Consider the following 15,359-nt stretch of genomic DNA (forward strand, 5'->3'; position numbering starts at 1 on the left):
GGAAAGAATTAGCTCAGATAAAATATGAAGAAAAGGAGATGGATTCGTGCTATGACAAAGTCAACTAAAAGGGTATCCAGATTTGCCTTGCCTCAAAAAACACGTGGCAGTATTACAATAGAAGCTGCTTTTGCGGTACCCTTCTTTTTTCTTGCAGTTTTAACCCTTGTATTTATGCTGGAAGCAATGGCTATCAAAATCAATGTGCGGAGCGGGCTGATGAATGCTGGAAAACAGACCTGCAATGATTTGGCAAAAGGAGATTTCTTTTCACCAAGTCAGATTGAAAATGGGATTGTGAAATCTGTGGGTGAGGAGCGGATGAATCGCAGCTTGATAAAAGGTGGAAGCAGCGGAATCAAGTGTGAAAAGTCCTATGTGTTCGGAGGCACAGGAATCTGTAATCTTGTGGTAGAGTATGAATTAAAGGCGCCTTTCCCTCTGTTTCCAATAGCGGGAGTCTATCAGAAAGAAGAGGTGAAAATCAAAGCGTGGACAGGATATCTAAACTCTTTTGACGGCGGAGATTCTAAGGAGATGGTCTATATCACAGAGACAGGAGTTGTTTATCATAGAAATTTTCAATGCACCCATCTTAAGCTTTCTATTAAGATGGTGCCGGAACCAGGTATCAATGAATTACGGAATATGGAAGGCGGAAAATACCATTTGTGTATATTATGCAAAGGGAAGGGGACTGGCAATTCTGTGTATGTCACGGATTATGGAGACAAGTATCATTACACGATAGGATGCACGGGGTTAAAAAGAACAATTTATACAGTTCCATTGTCAGAGGCAGTGGGGAAGGGGGCGTGTCAAAGGTGTTCAAAATAACTACTGGTGTTTTGTTTTGCTTTCTTCTATTTCTCAATTGGTATGATATTAAGTATAGAAGTATTCCTTTAATGCTTTTTAGCATTGGGGGAGGAATTATTCTGGTTGTCACAGGTTTTTGGGGAAGCCTTACTACAAAAGACGTTCTTATTGGGAGTTTACCGGGAATTTCATGTCTTGCCGTTGGAGCTGTTACAAGGGAAAAGCTGGGATATGGAGATGGATTAACAGTGATTTTAATTGGCATAGTAGAAGGCAGTGTGCCGGTTTGCATCATTTTCATTTTTGCGTGCTTTGGTGCCATATGCGTAGGAGCCATTCTGGGGAAAAAAAGTGTACCATTTATACCATTTTTAACATTAGGGTATGTTATCACAGAAGTCATTAAGGAGATCAAATGAAGAACAGGGTAAAAGGTAGTACAACCATAGAAATGGCAATAATAGCACCTATGATTCTACTTGTTTTCATGATGATTATATACTGTATTTTTTATTTTCATGATAAGAATATACTGCTAGGGGTGGCAAATGAAGTTGCTTCTGTTGGAAGCATGAAAATGAGAACGGAAGGTGAGGAGGTATTATCAGAACTAGATGCTTTTTTATCAGAGAGAATTCAGAAAAAGTGTATTTTGCTTCAGGTAACGGATTACAAGATAAAGGTACTGGAAAATGAAGTTTATGTTTCTATTTATGCAAAGAAGAAGCAGTTAAAGGTTCGAGTGGAAAGAAGGATGGAGGTAGCGCGTGTGGAAAAGGAGATAAGGAGAAGAACGAATTGGAAAGAATTATTACAATAGAGGCCAAAGAAATTTATAGGGAAGACTACCAAATAAAAATGATTCGGCTAAACAAGATAGAAGGGCTTCTTCCTATTCGTGGGATCGGATGGGGAACGAAAAGCCAATATTCTTATAAAGTAAATGGAAAAGTATCAATGGGCGGGATATATGAAAGAGGTAAGGTGAAGGCGGAAGATATAAATAGTTTTGCTAAAAACGTCCTTTGTTTGATGGATGATTTAGAGAAACACTTGCTTGATATAAATAAGTTGCTGTTTCAGAAGGACTACATTTTTTATGGGCGGGAACGATTCTATTTCTGTTATTATCCTCCCTGTAACAGAGAGGTATATGAAGAGTTCCATGAATTAATGGAATATTTTGTGAAGCATATAGACTATAATGATGAAATCGCTGTAGAAAAACTACATTTTCTGTACGATAAAACCCGGGAAGAAAACTACGATTTAGAGGAATTGCTGAAACAAAGTATTGGTATGGAAAAGTCAGAAGAAGAGGAAATTCCAATTCAAGAGATTTCCTATATAGATGAAGAAGAGAAGGAAGAACCGGTTTTTGTTCGTGAGAAAAAAGCATCTGTCATTTGTCGAGCAAAAAAAATGATTAAGAGAAGGAAGAAAAAGAAATGGGGGGATTTTGATGATTTGTTGCTAGATGAAGAAGTCTAAGGTATACTATTGCGTAAGAAGAAAGGATGAATCTTATGCAAAAACTTTTTAAAGAGGCGCCCTGTACAGCTATTATTGCAGCAATAAACATTGTGGTCTTTTTTTTCCTGACTTTCCAGGGGAGGACAGAAGATGCAGGATTTTTATTGGAGCATGGAGGGATGTATGTTCCTTATGTTTTTGAGAGAAATGAATACTATCGTATTTTCACAAGTATCTTTATACATGCGGGCTTCAATCATTTGGTAAACAACATGATTTCCTTGTTTCTCTTTGGAATTAATCTGGAAAAGACCATCGGAAAAGTAAAATTTATAGTGATTTATTTTATCAGTGGGCTGGGAGCTAACTTATTATCGGGTTGGTTTGATGTTGTACAAAATGAATATGTAGTTTCCGTTGGGGCTTCCGGGGCTATATTTGGACTAATAGGAGCGCTTCTATATGTGGCAATCCGCAATAGGGGACGCATTGGAAATATATCAGGAAGAGGATTGCTCATAATGATAGTCTTTACGCTCTACTATGGATTTACCAGCGTAGGAGTGGATAATATCGCTCATTTAGGCGGTTTGATATTGGGCTTTATTCTGGGAGTTTTGCTTTACTGGAAAAGAAAGCCGAGATATAATGAATATAGAAGTCATTATTAGGACGAAGGAGGGATGTAGCAATGAAGGATGAAAATTGTATTTTTTGTAAACTTGCTAACGGAGAAATTCCAACGGCTACCTTATACGAGGATGAAGATTTTCGGGTGATACTAGATGCTTCACCAGCATCGAAAGGTCACGCTTTAATCATTCCAAAGAATCATTACCGGAATTTATTTGATTTAGATGATTCAATTAGTAAAAAGGTCATGCCTCTTGCAAAAAAAATGGTGAATCAGCTCAAAACGATTTTGGGATGTGATGGATACAACATTGTACAAAACAACGAAGCTCCGGCAGGGCAGACAGTGTTTCATTTTCATATGCATTTGATACCAAGATATGAAGGAGATCAAGTGGGACTGGGATGGAAAATGGGAACCCTGGAGGATAAGGACAAAGAAGAATTACTTGAAAAAATGAAGGATTTTTACTAAAAAGAAGCTTTGGCTTCTTTTTTTGTACAAAAATCCGTACATAGAATTAACTCGCAATATAGGCTTGCAAAAAGAAAGAAGAGGTTGTACAATTGTACTATTGAAGTAATGCAGTTTGAAAAGGAGGACAGCATGGAGGAACTTGTACGAATTAAAAACATGTATAAAATATACAATCCTGGAGAGGACGAAGTAAGAGCTCTTGATGGGGTTGACATAACGATACATGAGGGTGAATACGTTGCGATTATTGGACAATCGGGTTCCGGGAAATCTACTCTTATGAATATGCTTGGATGCCTGGATGTTCCAACATCTGGATCTTACTACCTGCATAATCAAGATGTTTCTCAGATGAAAGATAATGATTTGGCTCAGATTCGGAACAAAGAGATAGGGTTTATTTTTCAAGGATTCAATCTAATTGCGAACTTAGATGCCATTGGAAATGTAGAACTTCCTTTAATCTATAGAGGAATTAGTAAGGGAGCGAGGCAAAAGATTGCAAAGCAGGCGTTGTCGATTGTCGGTTTGGAAAAGAGGATGAAGCATAAGCCCTCAGAAATGTCGGGAGGGCAGCAGCAAAGAGTTGCAGTAGCAAGAGCAATTGCAGCAAAACCACCTGTTATTCTGGCAGATGAACCAACGGGAAACCTGGATACTAAGACGACGAAAGAAATTATGGAAATACTAAGAGAGCTGCATAGAGCAGGAAGAACAGTTATTGTTATTACCCATGATGATGAGATTGCAGAGCAGGCAGCGAGAGTAATCAAACTAAAAGATGGAAAGATTGTGGCAGATTATATGAATCAACAAGGGGAGGAATAGGCAAGTGAAAAAAGAAGAACTAGAGAAGCTGGATATCGTAGAAGAGGAAGTACTTAAGAAGAAAAAGAAGCTACCAGGATGGGTCATTATACCGATCATTGTTGTTGTTTTTGGAGTGGTTGTGCTAATAGCATCACTTATGGGCGGTGACTCGAAAGGCCAGGGAACCAGCCTGGATGTTGTTAAGATAAAGGAAGGGACGGTAGAAGAAACCTTTGAAACATCAGGAACCGTAGACAGTGAGAGAAAGAAAACATTTTATTCACCTGTAAACGCACCGATTTCTTCTCCGAAATTAGAAGTTGGAAAATTAGTAAAAGCTGGAGATGTTCTGGTGACTTTTGATACAAAAGATTTGGAAAAGAATAATCAGGAATCAAATCTTCAAGCGTTGTCAACACAATACACGAATCAAGCGACAAAAGAACAAGCAGCAAAAACTGCAGATGCGTCAGCAAGACAGTCAGCAAAACTAGAGGAACAAAAGCAAAAATTGCGGGATCAGATTGCAAGTAAGCAGGCAGAAATTACGGATATGGAAAACCGAATGACAGAGTCAAATGTAAACAACGCCAGCATTATGATGGAGCTTGAGAATGTTCGTATAGATTTGGAAACAAATGCAGCACAAATCCAACAGGAAAAAGTAAATAAGGAAAACGAAGAGTTGAAAGCATTAGTTGAAAAGGATGCAACACTGGCAGCTACATATACGGATAATGCAAAAAAGTCAGCAGAAAAAATCATTGAGTTGGAGCAAGGCAAGAGTGATTTGGAAGCATATCAAAATGAGCTGAATGCACAATTATCAACTGGAGATGCGGAAGCAATTCAAGCAGCCTCGAAAGAGGTAGAGGCATTGCAGACGTCTTTGTCGGAATTGGAAGGTCAAGATACAACGACGGATGCAGGAATCACAAGTGGTCAAATCAACCAAATGGCAGTTTCAGAAGATTTATCAAGACTTGCCAGTATGACAACCGAAGAGCTGCTGCAGACAGCCAGAAATGGGATAAAGGCAGAATTTGATGGTATTATTTCTAAAGTAGATACTCAAGGTGGAGGGATGGCAACGCAAGGAATAGAGCTATTTACTTTGGTTGATACAAAGGCAATTACAGTGCGTGTAGAGGTATCGGCTAATGATTTTTCAAAGCTTGAAACAGGAAATGCCGCAAGCGTGCGTATTGGAAAAAACAAATATAAAGGTATTATCGAGAAGGTTGACCGCATTGCTACACAAAATGAAAAGGGAAACTCTGTATTGGGAGCAACCGTTAAGATAACCAATGCAGATGAGAACATTTTTATTGGAGTTCCTGCAAAAGTATCTGTTTCAGTAGCAAAGGTGGAGAATGCACTTTACCTTCCATCTGAAATAATTAATGAAAGCAAAAGTGGAAGCTTTGTCTATATGATTGAAGGTGGCAAGGTAAAAAAAGTAATTGTAGAAACTGGAGTCAACTCAGGCTCAAATGTAGAGATTGTAAAAGGATTGGAGAAAGATGCACAGGTAGTTTATGATACCAGTGGCTCTGTAAAAGAAGGAATGAGTGCTACAGCAGTATTGGTGGAAGATAAATAGAAAGGACACTAGAATGGGACAGATTATTGAATACATAAAAATGGCTATTTATAATATCCTTTCAAATAAGGGACGTTCCTTTCTTACCATGTTGGGAATTATTATCGGTATATCTTCAGTTATTACCGTTGTTTCCATTGGAAGCGGAGTAAAGGAAGAAATGCTGGAGAGCACAGAAGAAAAGTCTGTAGCTATTGCAGTGAATGGAGATGAAACAATTAATACCCAGATTATTACACAGGATGATTTGGTTGCCCTGAAGAACCAATTGGGAGAACGAACAAAAGGTGTGGTTGCTTCCATGTCGGCATCTGGGACAACAGAGACGAATAAAGGAAAGTTTGATGCCTATATAACGTTTACCACTCCAGATGGTGTAAATGACCCAAATGAAAAGGAATTGCTTAGAGGAGCATACTTTACAGAAGAAGATTTGAATAATGTAGAGCCAAAGTGTATAATAGACAGGGCAAGTGCTCTATCCCTTTTTGGCGATTTAGATGTTGTTGGAATGAATGTGGAAGTACTGGTGGAAAATAAGATTCAAAGCGTCCAAATCATTGGAGTCCGGGATACAGATGAAGAAATGATGAAAGCCAATCAGGAAGCGGCAGATATGCTGGGTATTACAGTGCCTATTTATTTTGAAATGCCTTATACTACATACGAGCTATGGGGAATGCCTGTAGGCAATTATTCCGCCATTTCGGTATACCTTGCATCGGGGGAGAATGGAAATAGCGTTGCGAAAGCGGCAATCAAGATTCTGGATACCCGCCATATAAATGATGGTGAAAACCTGTTTGAAAAACAACAGGGTATGGATATGATGAACTACATGAGTACCATGATGGATATGCTGACAGCCTTTATTGCTTTTGTAGCGGGAATTTCTCTTTTAGTTGGAGGAATCGGTGTTATGAATATTATGCTGGTATCAGTAACAGAGCGTACCAGAGAAATCGGCATTCGAAAGTCTCTTGGGGCGAAAACCAGCTCCATCGTTACACAGTTTTTATTTGAATCCGCTATTATTTCCGGCATTGGTGGAATCATTGGGATTATTTCCGGTGCCAGTATTGCAGCATTAATATCTGCGCTGAATATAGGTGGACTATCTTCAAAACTATCAGTAGGAGCCATCATCATTGCCACTTGTTTTTCTTGTGGAGTAGGACTTCTCTTTGGAATATATCCAGCAAGAAAGGCAGCAAAACTAAGCCCAATTGAGGCGTTGAGACAATTATAGTTATAAAATAGGAGGAGAGAGAAATGTTTAAACCAACCAAATTATTGAAAGTAGTATCTGTTATTCTGATTATTGTAAGTGTATTAGGAGTGATAAGCTTAGGGCTTGGAATGGTGTCCCTGAATGCATTGAAGAGTATGGACGGTGTTGATCAAAGTTTAATCGATGCAACAGAAGCAGCATACTCACCACTTATGCTGACAGTCAGTGTTGTATCGATTGTATTAGCCTTTGTAGCAGCTGTTTTGGGTCTAAGAGGAAGGTCGTATAAGGTTGCTCTTATATGTATGATAGCATATATCGTTCTTGATATTGTATCTGTGATTCAAACTGCAATGATAACTGGAATGGGAACAACGACAATAGTAAGTACATTCATTGGCTTGTTATTACCAGTTTTATACCTCTGGGGACTATACCAGTCAAAAGAAGATTAAGAAAGCATAATATATTTCGAAACAAAAAAAGATTACCTCTGACAGGGTAATCTTTTTTTGTGTTTTTTCATAAAAGTTCCTTGACATATTCGTACAAGTTGTACGGTTGAATTTATCAAAATCATAAGTTATACTGTACATATACGTAAATACAAATAATAGGTACGTACAAATTATGAGAGCATGAACAGATTTTTCATGACTGTCGAAGCCGATACTGGAATAGAATTGGAGGAAAGAAATGCTGGAAGAATTGAAAAAACAGGTTTATGAAGCCAACATGCTACTACCCAAATATGGATTGGTTACATTTACCTGGGGAAATGTAAGCGGTATTGATCGAGAAAAGGAACTGTTTGTTATCAAGCCAAGTGGAATTGCATATGAAGATCTTAAACCAGAAGATATGGTTGTTATGAGCTTAGATGGCAAGAAAATCGAAGGAGAATATAATCCTTCTTCAGATACAGAAACCCACCGTATTCTGTATCAGCGCTTTCCAAACGTAGGTGGGATTGTGCATACACATTCAGCATGGGCAACAAGCTGGGCTCAGGCGGGAAGAGGAATTCCTTGTTATGGAACCACTCATGCGGACTATTTTTACAAAGAAATTCCATGTGTCCGAAACTTAGATGCAAAAGAGATTGAAGAGGCTTACGAGAAAAATACAGGTGTGTTAATTGCAGATGAGTTTGAGAAGAAGGGAAGAGACTATGAAGCGTGTCCGGCAACTCTGTGCAAGAACCATGGAGTGTTTTCCTGGGGAAAGGACGCCATGGAAGCGCTTCATAACGCCGTTGTCATAGAAGAAGTTGCAAAAATGGCAGCAAGAACAGAGATGATTAATCCAAAGGTAATAGAGGCTCCTCAGGTGCTGCAAGACAAACACTATTTCAGAAAACATGGAGCAAACGCATATTACGGACAAACAAAGAAAGTGGAGGAATAAAATTATGATGAAACAAAAGGAATACAAATTTTGGTTTTGTACAGGAAGTCAGGATTTATATGGGCAGGAAACCTTGAAGCATGTGGCTGAACATTCACAGGCAATGGTAGAAGTATTAAATGCCTCAGGTGCTTTCCCCTATGAAATTGTATGGAAACCGACCTTAATTACGAACGAACTAATCCGTAGAACATTTAACGAAGCAAACATGGATGAAACATGTGCAGGTGTTATCACGTGGATGCATACATTTTCACCATCTAAATCTTGGATTTTAGGACTACAGGAATTTCGCAAGCCATTGCTTCACTTTCACACACAATTCAACAGAGAAATTCCATATGACTCAATAGACATGGATTTCATGAACGAGAATCAAAGTGCCCATGGCGACAGAGAATACGGTCATATTTTCTCACGCCTTCGCAAGACTAGAAAAATTATTGTAGGTTACTGGGAAGACAAAGAAGTACAGGAGAAAATTGCATCCTGGATGGCAACAGCAATTGGAGTTATTGAAAGCAGCCATGTACGTATTATGCGTATTGCTGATAATATGCGAAATGTAGCCGTAACAGAAGGGGATAAAGTAGAAGCACAAATCAAGTTTGGATGGGAAGTAGACGCATATCCGGTAAATGAAATTGTAGAGCGTGTAAATTCTGTTTCACAAGCAGATGTTGATGCTATGGTGGAAGAATATTATTCAAAATATGAGATTCTTTTGGAAGGCAGAGACGAAAAAGAATTTCGGGAGCATGTAGCAGTTCAGGCACAAATCGAAGTTGGATTTGAAAGCTTTTTAGAAGAAAAAAATTATCATGGAATTGTAACACATTTTGGTGATTTAGGCGGACTCAAGCAGCTTCCGGGACTGGCAATCCAAAGATTGATGGAAAAGGGATATGGTTTTGGTGGAGAAGGAGATTGGAAAACTGCAGCTATGGTTCGCTTGATGAAGATCATGACTCAAGGTGTTAAAAATCCAAAGGGAACCTCCTTCATGGAAGATTACACATACAACCTTGTAAAAGGAAAAGAAGGTATTTTACAATCCCATATGTTAGAAGTGTGTCCAAGTGTGGCAAATGGACCAATCAGCATCAAAGAACAACCATTGAGCATGGGAGACCGAGAGGATCCTGCCAGATTAGTATTTACCTCAAAGGAAGGTCCGGCAGTAGCCACTTCCTTAATCGATTTGGGAAATCGATTCCGCTTGATTATCAATGATGTAGACTGCAAGCAAGTAGACAAACCAATGCCAAAGCTTCCAGTGGCAACGGCATTTTGGACACCTCAGCCAAACCTGATTGTTGGTGCTGAAGCATGGATTTTAGCAGGTGGAGCACACCATACAGCATTTTCCTATGATTTGACATCAGAACAGATGGGTGATTGGGCCGAAGCAATGGGGATTGAAGCGGTATATATTGATAAAGATACAACAATCCGCCAGTTTAAGAATGAGCTGATGTGGAATGAAATTGCCTTTAAATAAATACAAGTCAAGAACAAAATAAATACAAGTATGCATTATATACAATAAGATGTACATACATTTGTGAAAAAGTGCTCTTGTTAAAGGTGGATATGTACGATATATTGTATTCATAAACAATAGAAAAGAGAACGAGTTCTCGAAAACCTTAAACAAGGAGGAGTAATGTATGAAAAAATTTATTGGAGTAGTGCTTTCGATCGTAATGGTTCTTTCTCTGGTTGCATGTAGCGGCGGAAAAGAAAAAGAAAGTAGTGAAGGTACAAAAGAAGGTAGTGGAAGTGGCAAGACCGTAGGTGTTGCAATGCCAACACAGAGTTCTGAAAGATGGATTAAAGATGGCGACAATATGAAAAAGCAATTGGAGGACTTAGGATATAAGGTAGACCTTCAGTATGCAGAAGATGATGTACAGGCTCAAGTGTCTCAAATTGAAAATCTACTAGCCAGTGGAGTAGATTGCTTAGTAGTAGCAGCTGTTGATTCCTCAGCTCTCGTAAATGCATTAGCACAAGCAAAGAGTGCAGGAATTCCAGTTATTGCTTATGACCGCCTTCTTATGGATACAGATGCAGTAAGCTACTATGCAACCTTTGATAACAAAGGTGTAGGTACAGCAATCGGAAAATATGTGGAAGAAAACATGGATTTAGCAAACACAAAGGAAGCATATACATTTGAATTATTCATGGGATCACCAGATGACAATAATGCGGTAATGTTGTATGAAGGAATCATGGAAGTTATCCAGCCATACATCGATAAGGGAACTTTGATTTGTAAATCAGGTCAAACAAGCTTTGAAAAATCAAATACATTAAGATGGGATCAGCAAACAGCAATGAAGCGCTGCGAAGATATACTAAGTACATATTATGCAGACGAAAAATTAGACATTGCATTTTCAGCATTTGATGGGTTGTCTTACGGAATTAAGGCAGCGTGTGAAGGAGCTGGATACAAGGTTGGGGAAGATTGGCCAATGATTACAGGACAGGATGCTGAGTTAATGGCAATCAAAAATATTATTTCTGGATCACAGACAATGTCCATTGCAAAAGATACTCGTGTTCTTGCAGAAAAATGTGTAACAATGGTTGAAGCAGTTTTAAATGATGCAGAGCCAGAAATCAATGATACAGAGCAATACGACAATGGGAAATTAGTAGTACCTTCTTACCTGTGTACACCAGAAGCAGTTGATAAGGATAATTACAAAGAGATATTAGTTGATACCGGATACTATACAGAAGAAGAGATTTCATCAGATTCAGAATAGTAAAAGCATGGGGCTGTGGATTATCCACCGCCCCATAATAATAAGGAAAACTTGTAGTAGGAAGGAGAGAATAGCATGTCGGATATCATTTTAGAGATGAGACATATCACAAAAGAGTTCTCGGGTGTAAAAGCGTTGGATGATGTAACATTCAAAGTCAAACGTGGCGAAATTCATGCACTATGCGGTGAGAATGGAGCAGGAAAGTCCACGCTAATGAATGTACTTTCGGGAGTATGGTCTTACGGAAATTATTCGGGAGATATTGTATATAATGGTGAAACTTGTAAATTCCACCATATAAAGGACAGCGAAGAAAAAGGAATTGTTATTATTCATCAAGAGCTGGCACTAAGTCCTTATTTAAGCATTGCAGAAAATGTATTTATGGGCAATGAAAGAACCTCGGCAAAAGGTGTAATTAGTTGGAATAAAACAAGAAGCGAAGCAATGGAGGTATTGAAAAAAGTTGGTTTAAATAACGAAGATGTAAATACCCCTGTCTATAAGTTGGGTGTGGGAAAGCAACAGCTTATTGAAATTGCAAAGGCTCTTGCCAAAAAAGTGGATTTGCTTATATTAGATGAACCAACAGCTGCATTGAATGATGAAGAGAGTGCCAAACTGCTTGAGATTATGCTGGAGCTGAAAAAAGAAGGAATAACATCTATTATTATTTCCCATAAGTTAAATGAAGTCAGTTATGTTTCTGATTCAATCACGATTATACGAGATGGAAAAACGATTGAAACAATTGAAAAAGAGAAAGAAAACTTTACAGAAGATCGAATCATAAAAGGAATGGTGGGGCGCGAACTTACCAATCGTTATCCAGAGAGAGACCCCAACGAATGCAAAATCGGTGAAAAGGTACTCGAGGTTGAAAACTGGTCTGTTTACCGGCCGGAGGATGCCAGTAGAAAAATGATTAAGAATGTGAACTTTTATGTAAGAGCAGGTGAAGTCGTTGGTTTCGCTGGGTTAATGGGAGCGGGAAGAACGGAATTGGCCATGAGTATTTTTGGAAAAGAATATGGACAGAAGATTACAGGAACCATCAAGGTGCACGGGAAAGAAGTTAAGATTAAAAATGTGCGGGATGCAATCAATAATAAGATTGCCTATACATCAGAAGATCGGAAAACCTACGGATTAGTACTTATTGATGACATTAAACATAATATGACAATGGCAGCATTAAATTATTATTTTTCAAAAAGCGGTATTGTAGATCAAAATAAGGAAATAATAGAAGCAGAAAAGTATAAAAAACTGATTAACGTAAAGGCAACATCAATCAACCAAAAAGTAAGCTCTTTATCAGGAGGAAATCAGCAAAAGGTAGTTCTTGCAAAGTGGATGCTGGCACAGCCCGATGTACTTATTTTAGATGAACCAACCCGAGGGATAGATGTTGGAGCTAAATATGAGATTTATTCCGCAATTAATGAGCTGGCAAAAGAAGGGAAGGCAGTAATCGTGATTTCATCGGAATTGCCAGAGATTATAGGAACCTGTGACAGGGCATACGTTATCAACGAAGGCAGGATTGCAGGAGAGGTGTCAAGAGAAGAACTGTCTCAGGAAAGAATTATGGGCTTAGTAATGGAAGATAATAGAAAGGGAGACGAGGCGTAATGGAAAAACAAAAAAAGTTAAATATTAATCTACAGGAATATGCGATGTTTCTTGCGCTAATTGCAATTTTTGTCATTTTTTATTTTTTGACAGGAGGAAAGAACGCATCACCATTTAATATCAACAATCTAGTAATGCAAAATAGCTATGTTGTTATTTTGGCAACAGGTATGCTATTATGTGTTTTAACAGGTAATATTGATTTGGGTGTAGGCTCTGTGGTTGCACTAACTGGAGCAGTATCAGCTATATTAGTGGTACAAAAAGACGTACCTTATCCAATTGCCTTTTTAGTAGCACTTTTAATTGGTCTGATTAGTGGAATGTTTGTAGGCTTCTTTGTTGCATACATTGGAATCCCTCCATTTGTTGTAACTCTTGCAACGATGTTGATGGGAAGAGGACTTACCTATACATTACTGCAGGCAAAGACAGTGGGACCATTGCCAGACAATTACGTTAAGTACGCAGCAGGCTTTGTACCATCCATAAAAGTTCCTTTTGGAGATGGGCAAATTGATTTGGTTTGTATTGGTGTGGCATTAGTGGCAACAATCTTCTTGATTATTGTTGAAATGCGAAATATTAAAACGCGGAAAAAATATAATTTTGCAATGATTCCTTTATGGCAGACAGCAGTCAGAATAGTTTTGATTGCTGGAATTGTATGGTTCTTCTTTTATAAGTTGTCCAGACTGAATGGAATTCCAATTGTGTTAATTATAATGGCTATCATCGTGGTGATTTACAACTTTATTTGCTCGAAAACGGTAGCAGGCAGACAAATATATGCGTTAGGTGGAAATGCCAAGGCAGCAAGACTATCAGGAATTAATACAAAGAGAGTATTCTTTTGGGTGTACACAAACATGGGACTCTTATCGGCAGTAGCAGGTATTGTTTTATCTGCCCGTAATGCAGCAGCAACTCCAAAAGCAGGTGAAAGCTTTGAAATGGATGCGATTGCATCTTGTTATATCGGAGGTGCGGCAGCAGCAGGTGGGGTAGGTACAATTATAGGAGCTTTAGTTGGAGCCTTCACAATGGGAATCCTAAATAATGGGATGTCCCTTATGGGACTTTCCACCGACATTCAAAAGGTTGTTAAGGGTCTTGTGCTTTTAGGCGCAGTAACCTTTGATGTTCTGTCAAAGAATCGAAAAAAATAGATGAAATAAAATAGAAGGGGTATGTTATGGGAAAGAAACCGAAGTATGTAGAGATTGTCGATTGGATAAGAAGTCAAATCGATAGTGGAGAATTGAAACATGGAGATCGTATTGCATCTGAAAATGAATTGATGTCTAAGTTTCAGGTAAGCAGACAAACGGTACGACATGCCCTTTCTGTTCTAGTGGGTCAACAAACCCTGGAAAAAAAACAAGGAAGTGGAACTTATGTATCTCTTCCAGAAATGCAAGGAACAAACCAAAGAATTCGAACGAAACGAATAGGAGTAGTTACAACGTATGTAAATGATTATATTTTTTCTCCAATTATACAATCGATTGAAGAAGTTCTGTCGGAGACGGACTATACGATGCATCTTTCTTTTACCTATAATTCCATTACGAAAGAAAGAGAAATACTGGAAGGTTTTTGTGAAACTATGAATGTAGACGGAATCATTGCAGAACCAACAAAAAGCAATTTACCAAACCCAAACATCCCTCTTTTTAAGGAACTGCAAGATAAAGGAATTCCGATTTTACAGCTAAATAGTTATTATAATAATCTGGATGCCCCTCATGTAAGTGTCAATGATAAAATGACAGCTAAAATTGTAACAGAGTATCTAATTCATCAAGGCCATAAGAACATTGCTGGAATATTTAAAAGTGATGATGGTCAGGGCGGCCGGCGCTATCTAGGCTATATGGAGGCTTTAATGGAGGCTGGCATTTCCGTTAAGGACAGTCGTATCTCATGGATTGATACGGAAGATTTAAGAGGCGGATTAGACGGCTTGATACAGGCATTTAAAAGAAGTGAAGGCTGTAGTGCCTGTGTTTGTTACAATGATGAAGTAGCGGAGAAGATTTTAAATCTTTGTCAAATGTATAATGTCTCTGTGCCTGAGGAAATTTCTGTTGTTGGTATTGATAATTCAAATAGCGCAAAATATACGCTTCCCCCCCTTACCAGTGCCAACAATCCAGTAAAGGATGTAGGGAAATATGCAGCCCAGGGAATTCTTCAAATGATTGAAGGAGAAAAGATAGATAGTGTGGAACTGGACTCTGAAATTGTTGAGAGAGAGTCTGTAAAAAGGATGGAGATTTAGAATGGACAATAGAAAATTACAAATTGAAAGTGGAAAAGTATCCCTGGGAATCGAATTCGGTTCCACAAGAATCAAAGCAGTTCTAATTGATCAAAAAGCAACTCCCTTAGCCTCAGGAAGCTATGAGTGGGAAAATCAATTGGTGGACGGCCTTTGGACCTATAGTCTGGAGGAAATCCATAAAGGGTTACAGGAAAGCTACC

Annotated in this window: 16 protein-coding genes and 1 pseudogene; all 17 read left to right on the forward strand. The window is 38.5% G+C overall.

Annotation, left to right across the window (positions count from 1 at the left end):
- Positions 1–51 precede the first annotated feature (51 nt).
- The gene (locus tag NHH15_RS08495) at positions 52–837 is read left to right on the forward strand and encodes a TadE/TadG family type IV pilus assembly protein (RefSeq protein WP_262066229.1); all 786 of its coding nucleotides are present in this window, start codon (positions 52–54) and stop codon (positions 835–837) included.
- On the forward strand, positions 825–1,238 hold the full coding sequence (locus NHH15_RS08500) for a prepilin peptidase (protein ID WP_262066230.1): 414 nt from the start codon (positions 825–827) through the stop codon (positions 1,236–1,238). Before NHH15_RS08495 ends, NHH15_RS08500 begins: the two co-directional genes overlap by 13 nt.
- Positions 1,235–1,639, forward strand: coding sequence for a TadE family protein (locus tag NHH15_RS08505; protein WP_262066231.1), 405 nt, complete (start codon positions 1,235–1,237; stop codon positions 1,637–1,639). Before NHH15_RS08500 ends, NHH15_RS08505 begins: the two co-directional genes overlap by 4 nt.
- Positions 1,618–2,310, forward strand: coding sequence for a DUF6382 domain-containing protein (locus NHH15_RS08510; protein WP_262066232.1), 693 nt, complete (start codon positions 1,618–1,620; stop codon positions 2,308–2,310). Before NHH15_RS08505 ends, NHH15_RS08510 begins: the two co-directional genes overlap by 22 nt.
- A 35-nt stretch (positions 2,311–2,345) precedes the next feature.
- Complete coding sequence (locus tag NHH15_RS08515; protein ID WP_262066233.1) at positions 2,346–2,963, forward strand: rhomboid family intramembrane serine protease; 618 nt, start codon at positions 2,346–2,348, stop codon at positions 2,961–2,963.
- Positions 2,964–2,983: 20 nt separating this feature from the next.
- A complete protein-coding gene (locus tag NHH15_RS08520; protein WP_262066234.1) occupies positions 2,984–3,400 on the forward strand; it encodes an HIT family protein in 417 nt (138 codons plus the stop codon).
- A gap of 132 nt (positions 3,401–3,532) precedes the next feature.
- Entirely contained in the window at positions 3,533–4,231 is a 699-nt protein-coding gene (locus tag NHH15_RS08525; RefSeq protein WP_262066235.1) for an ABC transporter ATP-binding protein, read from the forward strand.
- Between the two features lie 4 nt (positions 4,232–4,235).
- A complete protein-coding gene (locus NHH15_RS15625; RefSeq protein ID WP_262066236.1) occupies positions 4,236–5,816 on the forward strand; it encodes an efflux RND transporter periplasmic adaptor subunit in 1,581 nt (526 codons plus the stop codon).
- A 13-nt stretch (positions 5,817–5,829) separates the two neighbouring features.
- Entirely contained in the window at positions 5,830–7,065 is a 1,236-nt protein-coding gene (locus NHH15_RS08535) for an ABC transporter permease (protein WP_262066237.1), read from the forward strand.
- Between the two features lie 23 nt (positions 7,066–7,088).
- Positions 7,089–7,502: a hypothetical protein gene (locus NHH15_RS08540; protein ID WP_262066238.1), complete on the forward strand. Its 414-nt coding sequence runs from the start codon at positions 7,089–7,091 to the stop codon at positions 7,500–7,502.
- Positions 7,503–7,743: 241 nt separating this feature from the next.
- Positions 7,744–8,454: an L-ribulose-5-phosphate 4-epimerase gene (locus tag NHH15_RS08545; protein ID WP_276008790.1), complete on the forward strand. Its 711-nt coding sequence runs from the start codon at positions 7,744–7,746 to the stop codon at positions 8,452–8,454.
- A 4-nt stretch (positions 8,455–8,458) separates the two neighbouring features.
- Entirely contained in the window at positions 8,459–9,955 is a 1,497-nt protein-coding gene (gene araA, locus NHH15_RS08550; protein WP_262066239.1) for an L-arabinose isomerase, read from the forward strand.
- Positions 9,956–10,124: 169 nt separating this feature from the next.
- Positions 10,125–11,234 (forward strand): multiple monosaccharide ABC transporter substrate-binding protein, encoded by a 1,110-nt coding sequence (gene chvE, locus NHH15_RS08555; protein ID WP_330639176.1) that lies wholly within the window; start codon positions 10,125–10,127, stop codon positions 11,232–11,234.
- A 75-nt stretch (positions 11,235–11,309) separates the two neighbouring features.
- Positions 11,310–12,872, forward strand: a complete 1,563-nt coding sequence (gene mmsA / locus NHH15_RS08560) for a multiple monosaccharide ABC transporter ATP-binding protein (RefSeq protein ID WP_262066240.1) — start codon at positions 11,310–11,312, stop codon at positions 12,870–12,872.
- Positions 12,872–14,041, forward strand: coding sequence for a multiple monosaccharide ABC transporter permease (gene mmsB, locus NHH15_RS08565; protein ID WP_262066241.1), 1,170 nt, complete (start codon positions 12,872–12,874; stop codon positions 14,039–14,041). Before mmsA ends, mmsB begins: the two co-directional genes overlap by 1 nt.
- 26 nt (positions 14,042–14,067) lie before the next feature.
- Positions 14,068–15,156: a GntR family transcriptional regulator gene (locus NHH15_RS08570; RefSeq protein WP_262066242.1), complete on the forward strand. Its 1,089-nt coding sequence runs from the start codon at positions 14,068–14,070 to the stop codon at positions 15,154–15,156.
- Between the two features lies 1 nt (position 15,157).
- Positions 15,158–15,359, forward strand: a pseudogene (locus NHH15_RS08575) (ATPase); the annotation flags it as partial.

Source organism: Aequitasia blattaphilus (assembly GCF_024721305.1).
GTDB lineage: Bacteria > Bacillota > Clostridia > Lachnospirales > Lachnospiraceae > Aequitasia > Aequitasia blattaphila.

Excerpts from the sequence above, each read along its gene's own strand:
- NHH15_RS08545 (WP_276008790.1), top strand. The coding sequence starts at position 7,744 with ATGCTGGAAGAATTGAAAAAACAGGTTTATGAAGCCAACATGCTACTA.
- araA (WP_262066239.1), top strand. The coding sequence starts at position 8,459 with ATGATGAAACAAAAGGAATACAAATTTTGGTTTTGTACAGGAAGTCAG.
- NHH15_RS08520 (WP_262066234.1), top strand. The coding sequence starts at position 2,984 with ATGAAGGATGAAAATTGTATTTTTTGTAAACTTGCTAACGGAGAAATT.
- mmsA (WP_262066240.1), top strand. The coding sequence starts at position 11,310 with ATGTCGGATATCATTTTAGAGATGAGACATATCACAAAAGAGTTCTCG.
- NHH15_RS08495 (WP_262066229.1), top strand. The coding sequence starts at position 52 with ATGACAAAGTCAACTAAAAGGGTATCCAGATTTGCCTTGCCTCAAAAA.
- NHH15_RS08525 (WP_262066235.1), top strand. The coding sequence starts at position 3,533 with ATGGAGGAACTTGTACGAATTAAAAACATGTATAAAATATACAATCCT.
- NHH15_RS08515 (WP_262066233.1), top strand. The coding sequence starts at position 2,346 with ATGCAAAAACTTTTTAAAGAGGCGCCCTGTACAGCTATTATTGCAGCA.
- NHH15_RS08540 (WP_262066238.1), top strand. The coding sequence starts at position 7,089 with ATGTTTAAACCAACCAAATTATTGAAAGTAGTATCTGTTATTCTGATT.
- mmsB (WP_262066241.1), top strand. The coding sequence starts at position 12,872 with ATGGAAAAACAAAAAAAGTTAAATATTAATCTACAGGAATATGCGATG.
- NHH15_RS08535 (WP_262066237.1), top strand. The coding sequence starts at position 5,830 with ATGGGACAGATTATTGAATACATAAAAATGGCTATTTATAATATCCTT.
- chvE (WP_330639176.1), top strand. The coding sequence starts at position 10,125 with ATGAAAAAATTTATTGGAGTAGTGCTTTCGATCGTAATGGTTCTTTCT.
- NHH15_RS08505 (WP_262066231.1), top strand. The coding sequence starts at position 1,235 with ATGAAGAACAGGGTAAAAGGTAGTACAACCATAGAAATGGCAATAATA.
- NHH15_RS08570 (WP_262066242.1), top strand. The coding sequence starts at position 14,068 with ATGGGAAAGAAACCGAAGTATGTAGAGATTGTCGATTGGATAAGAAGT.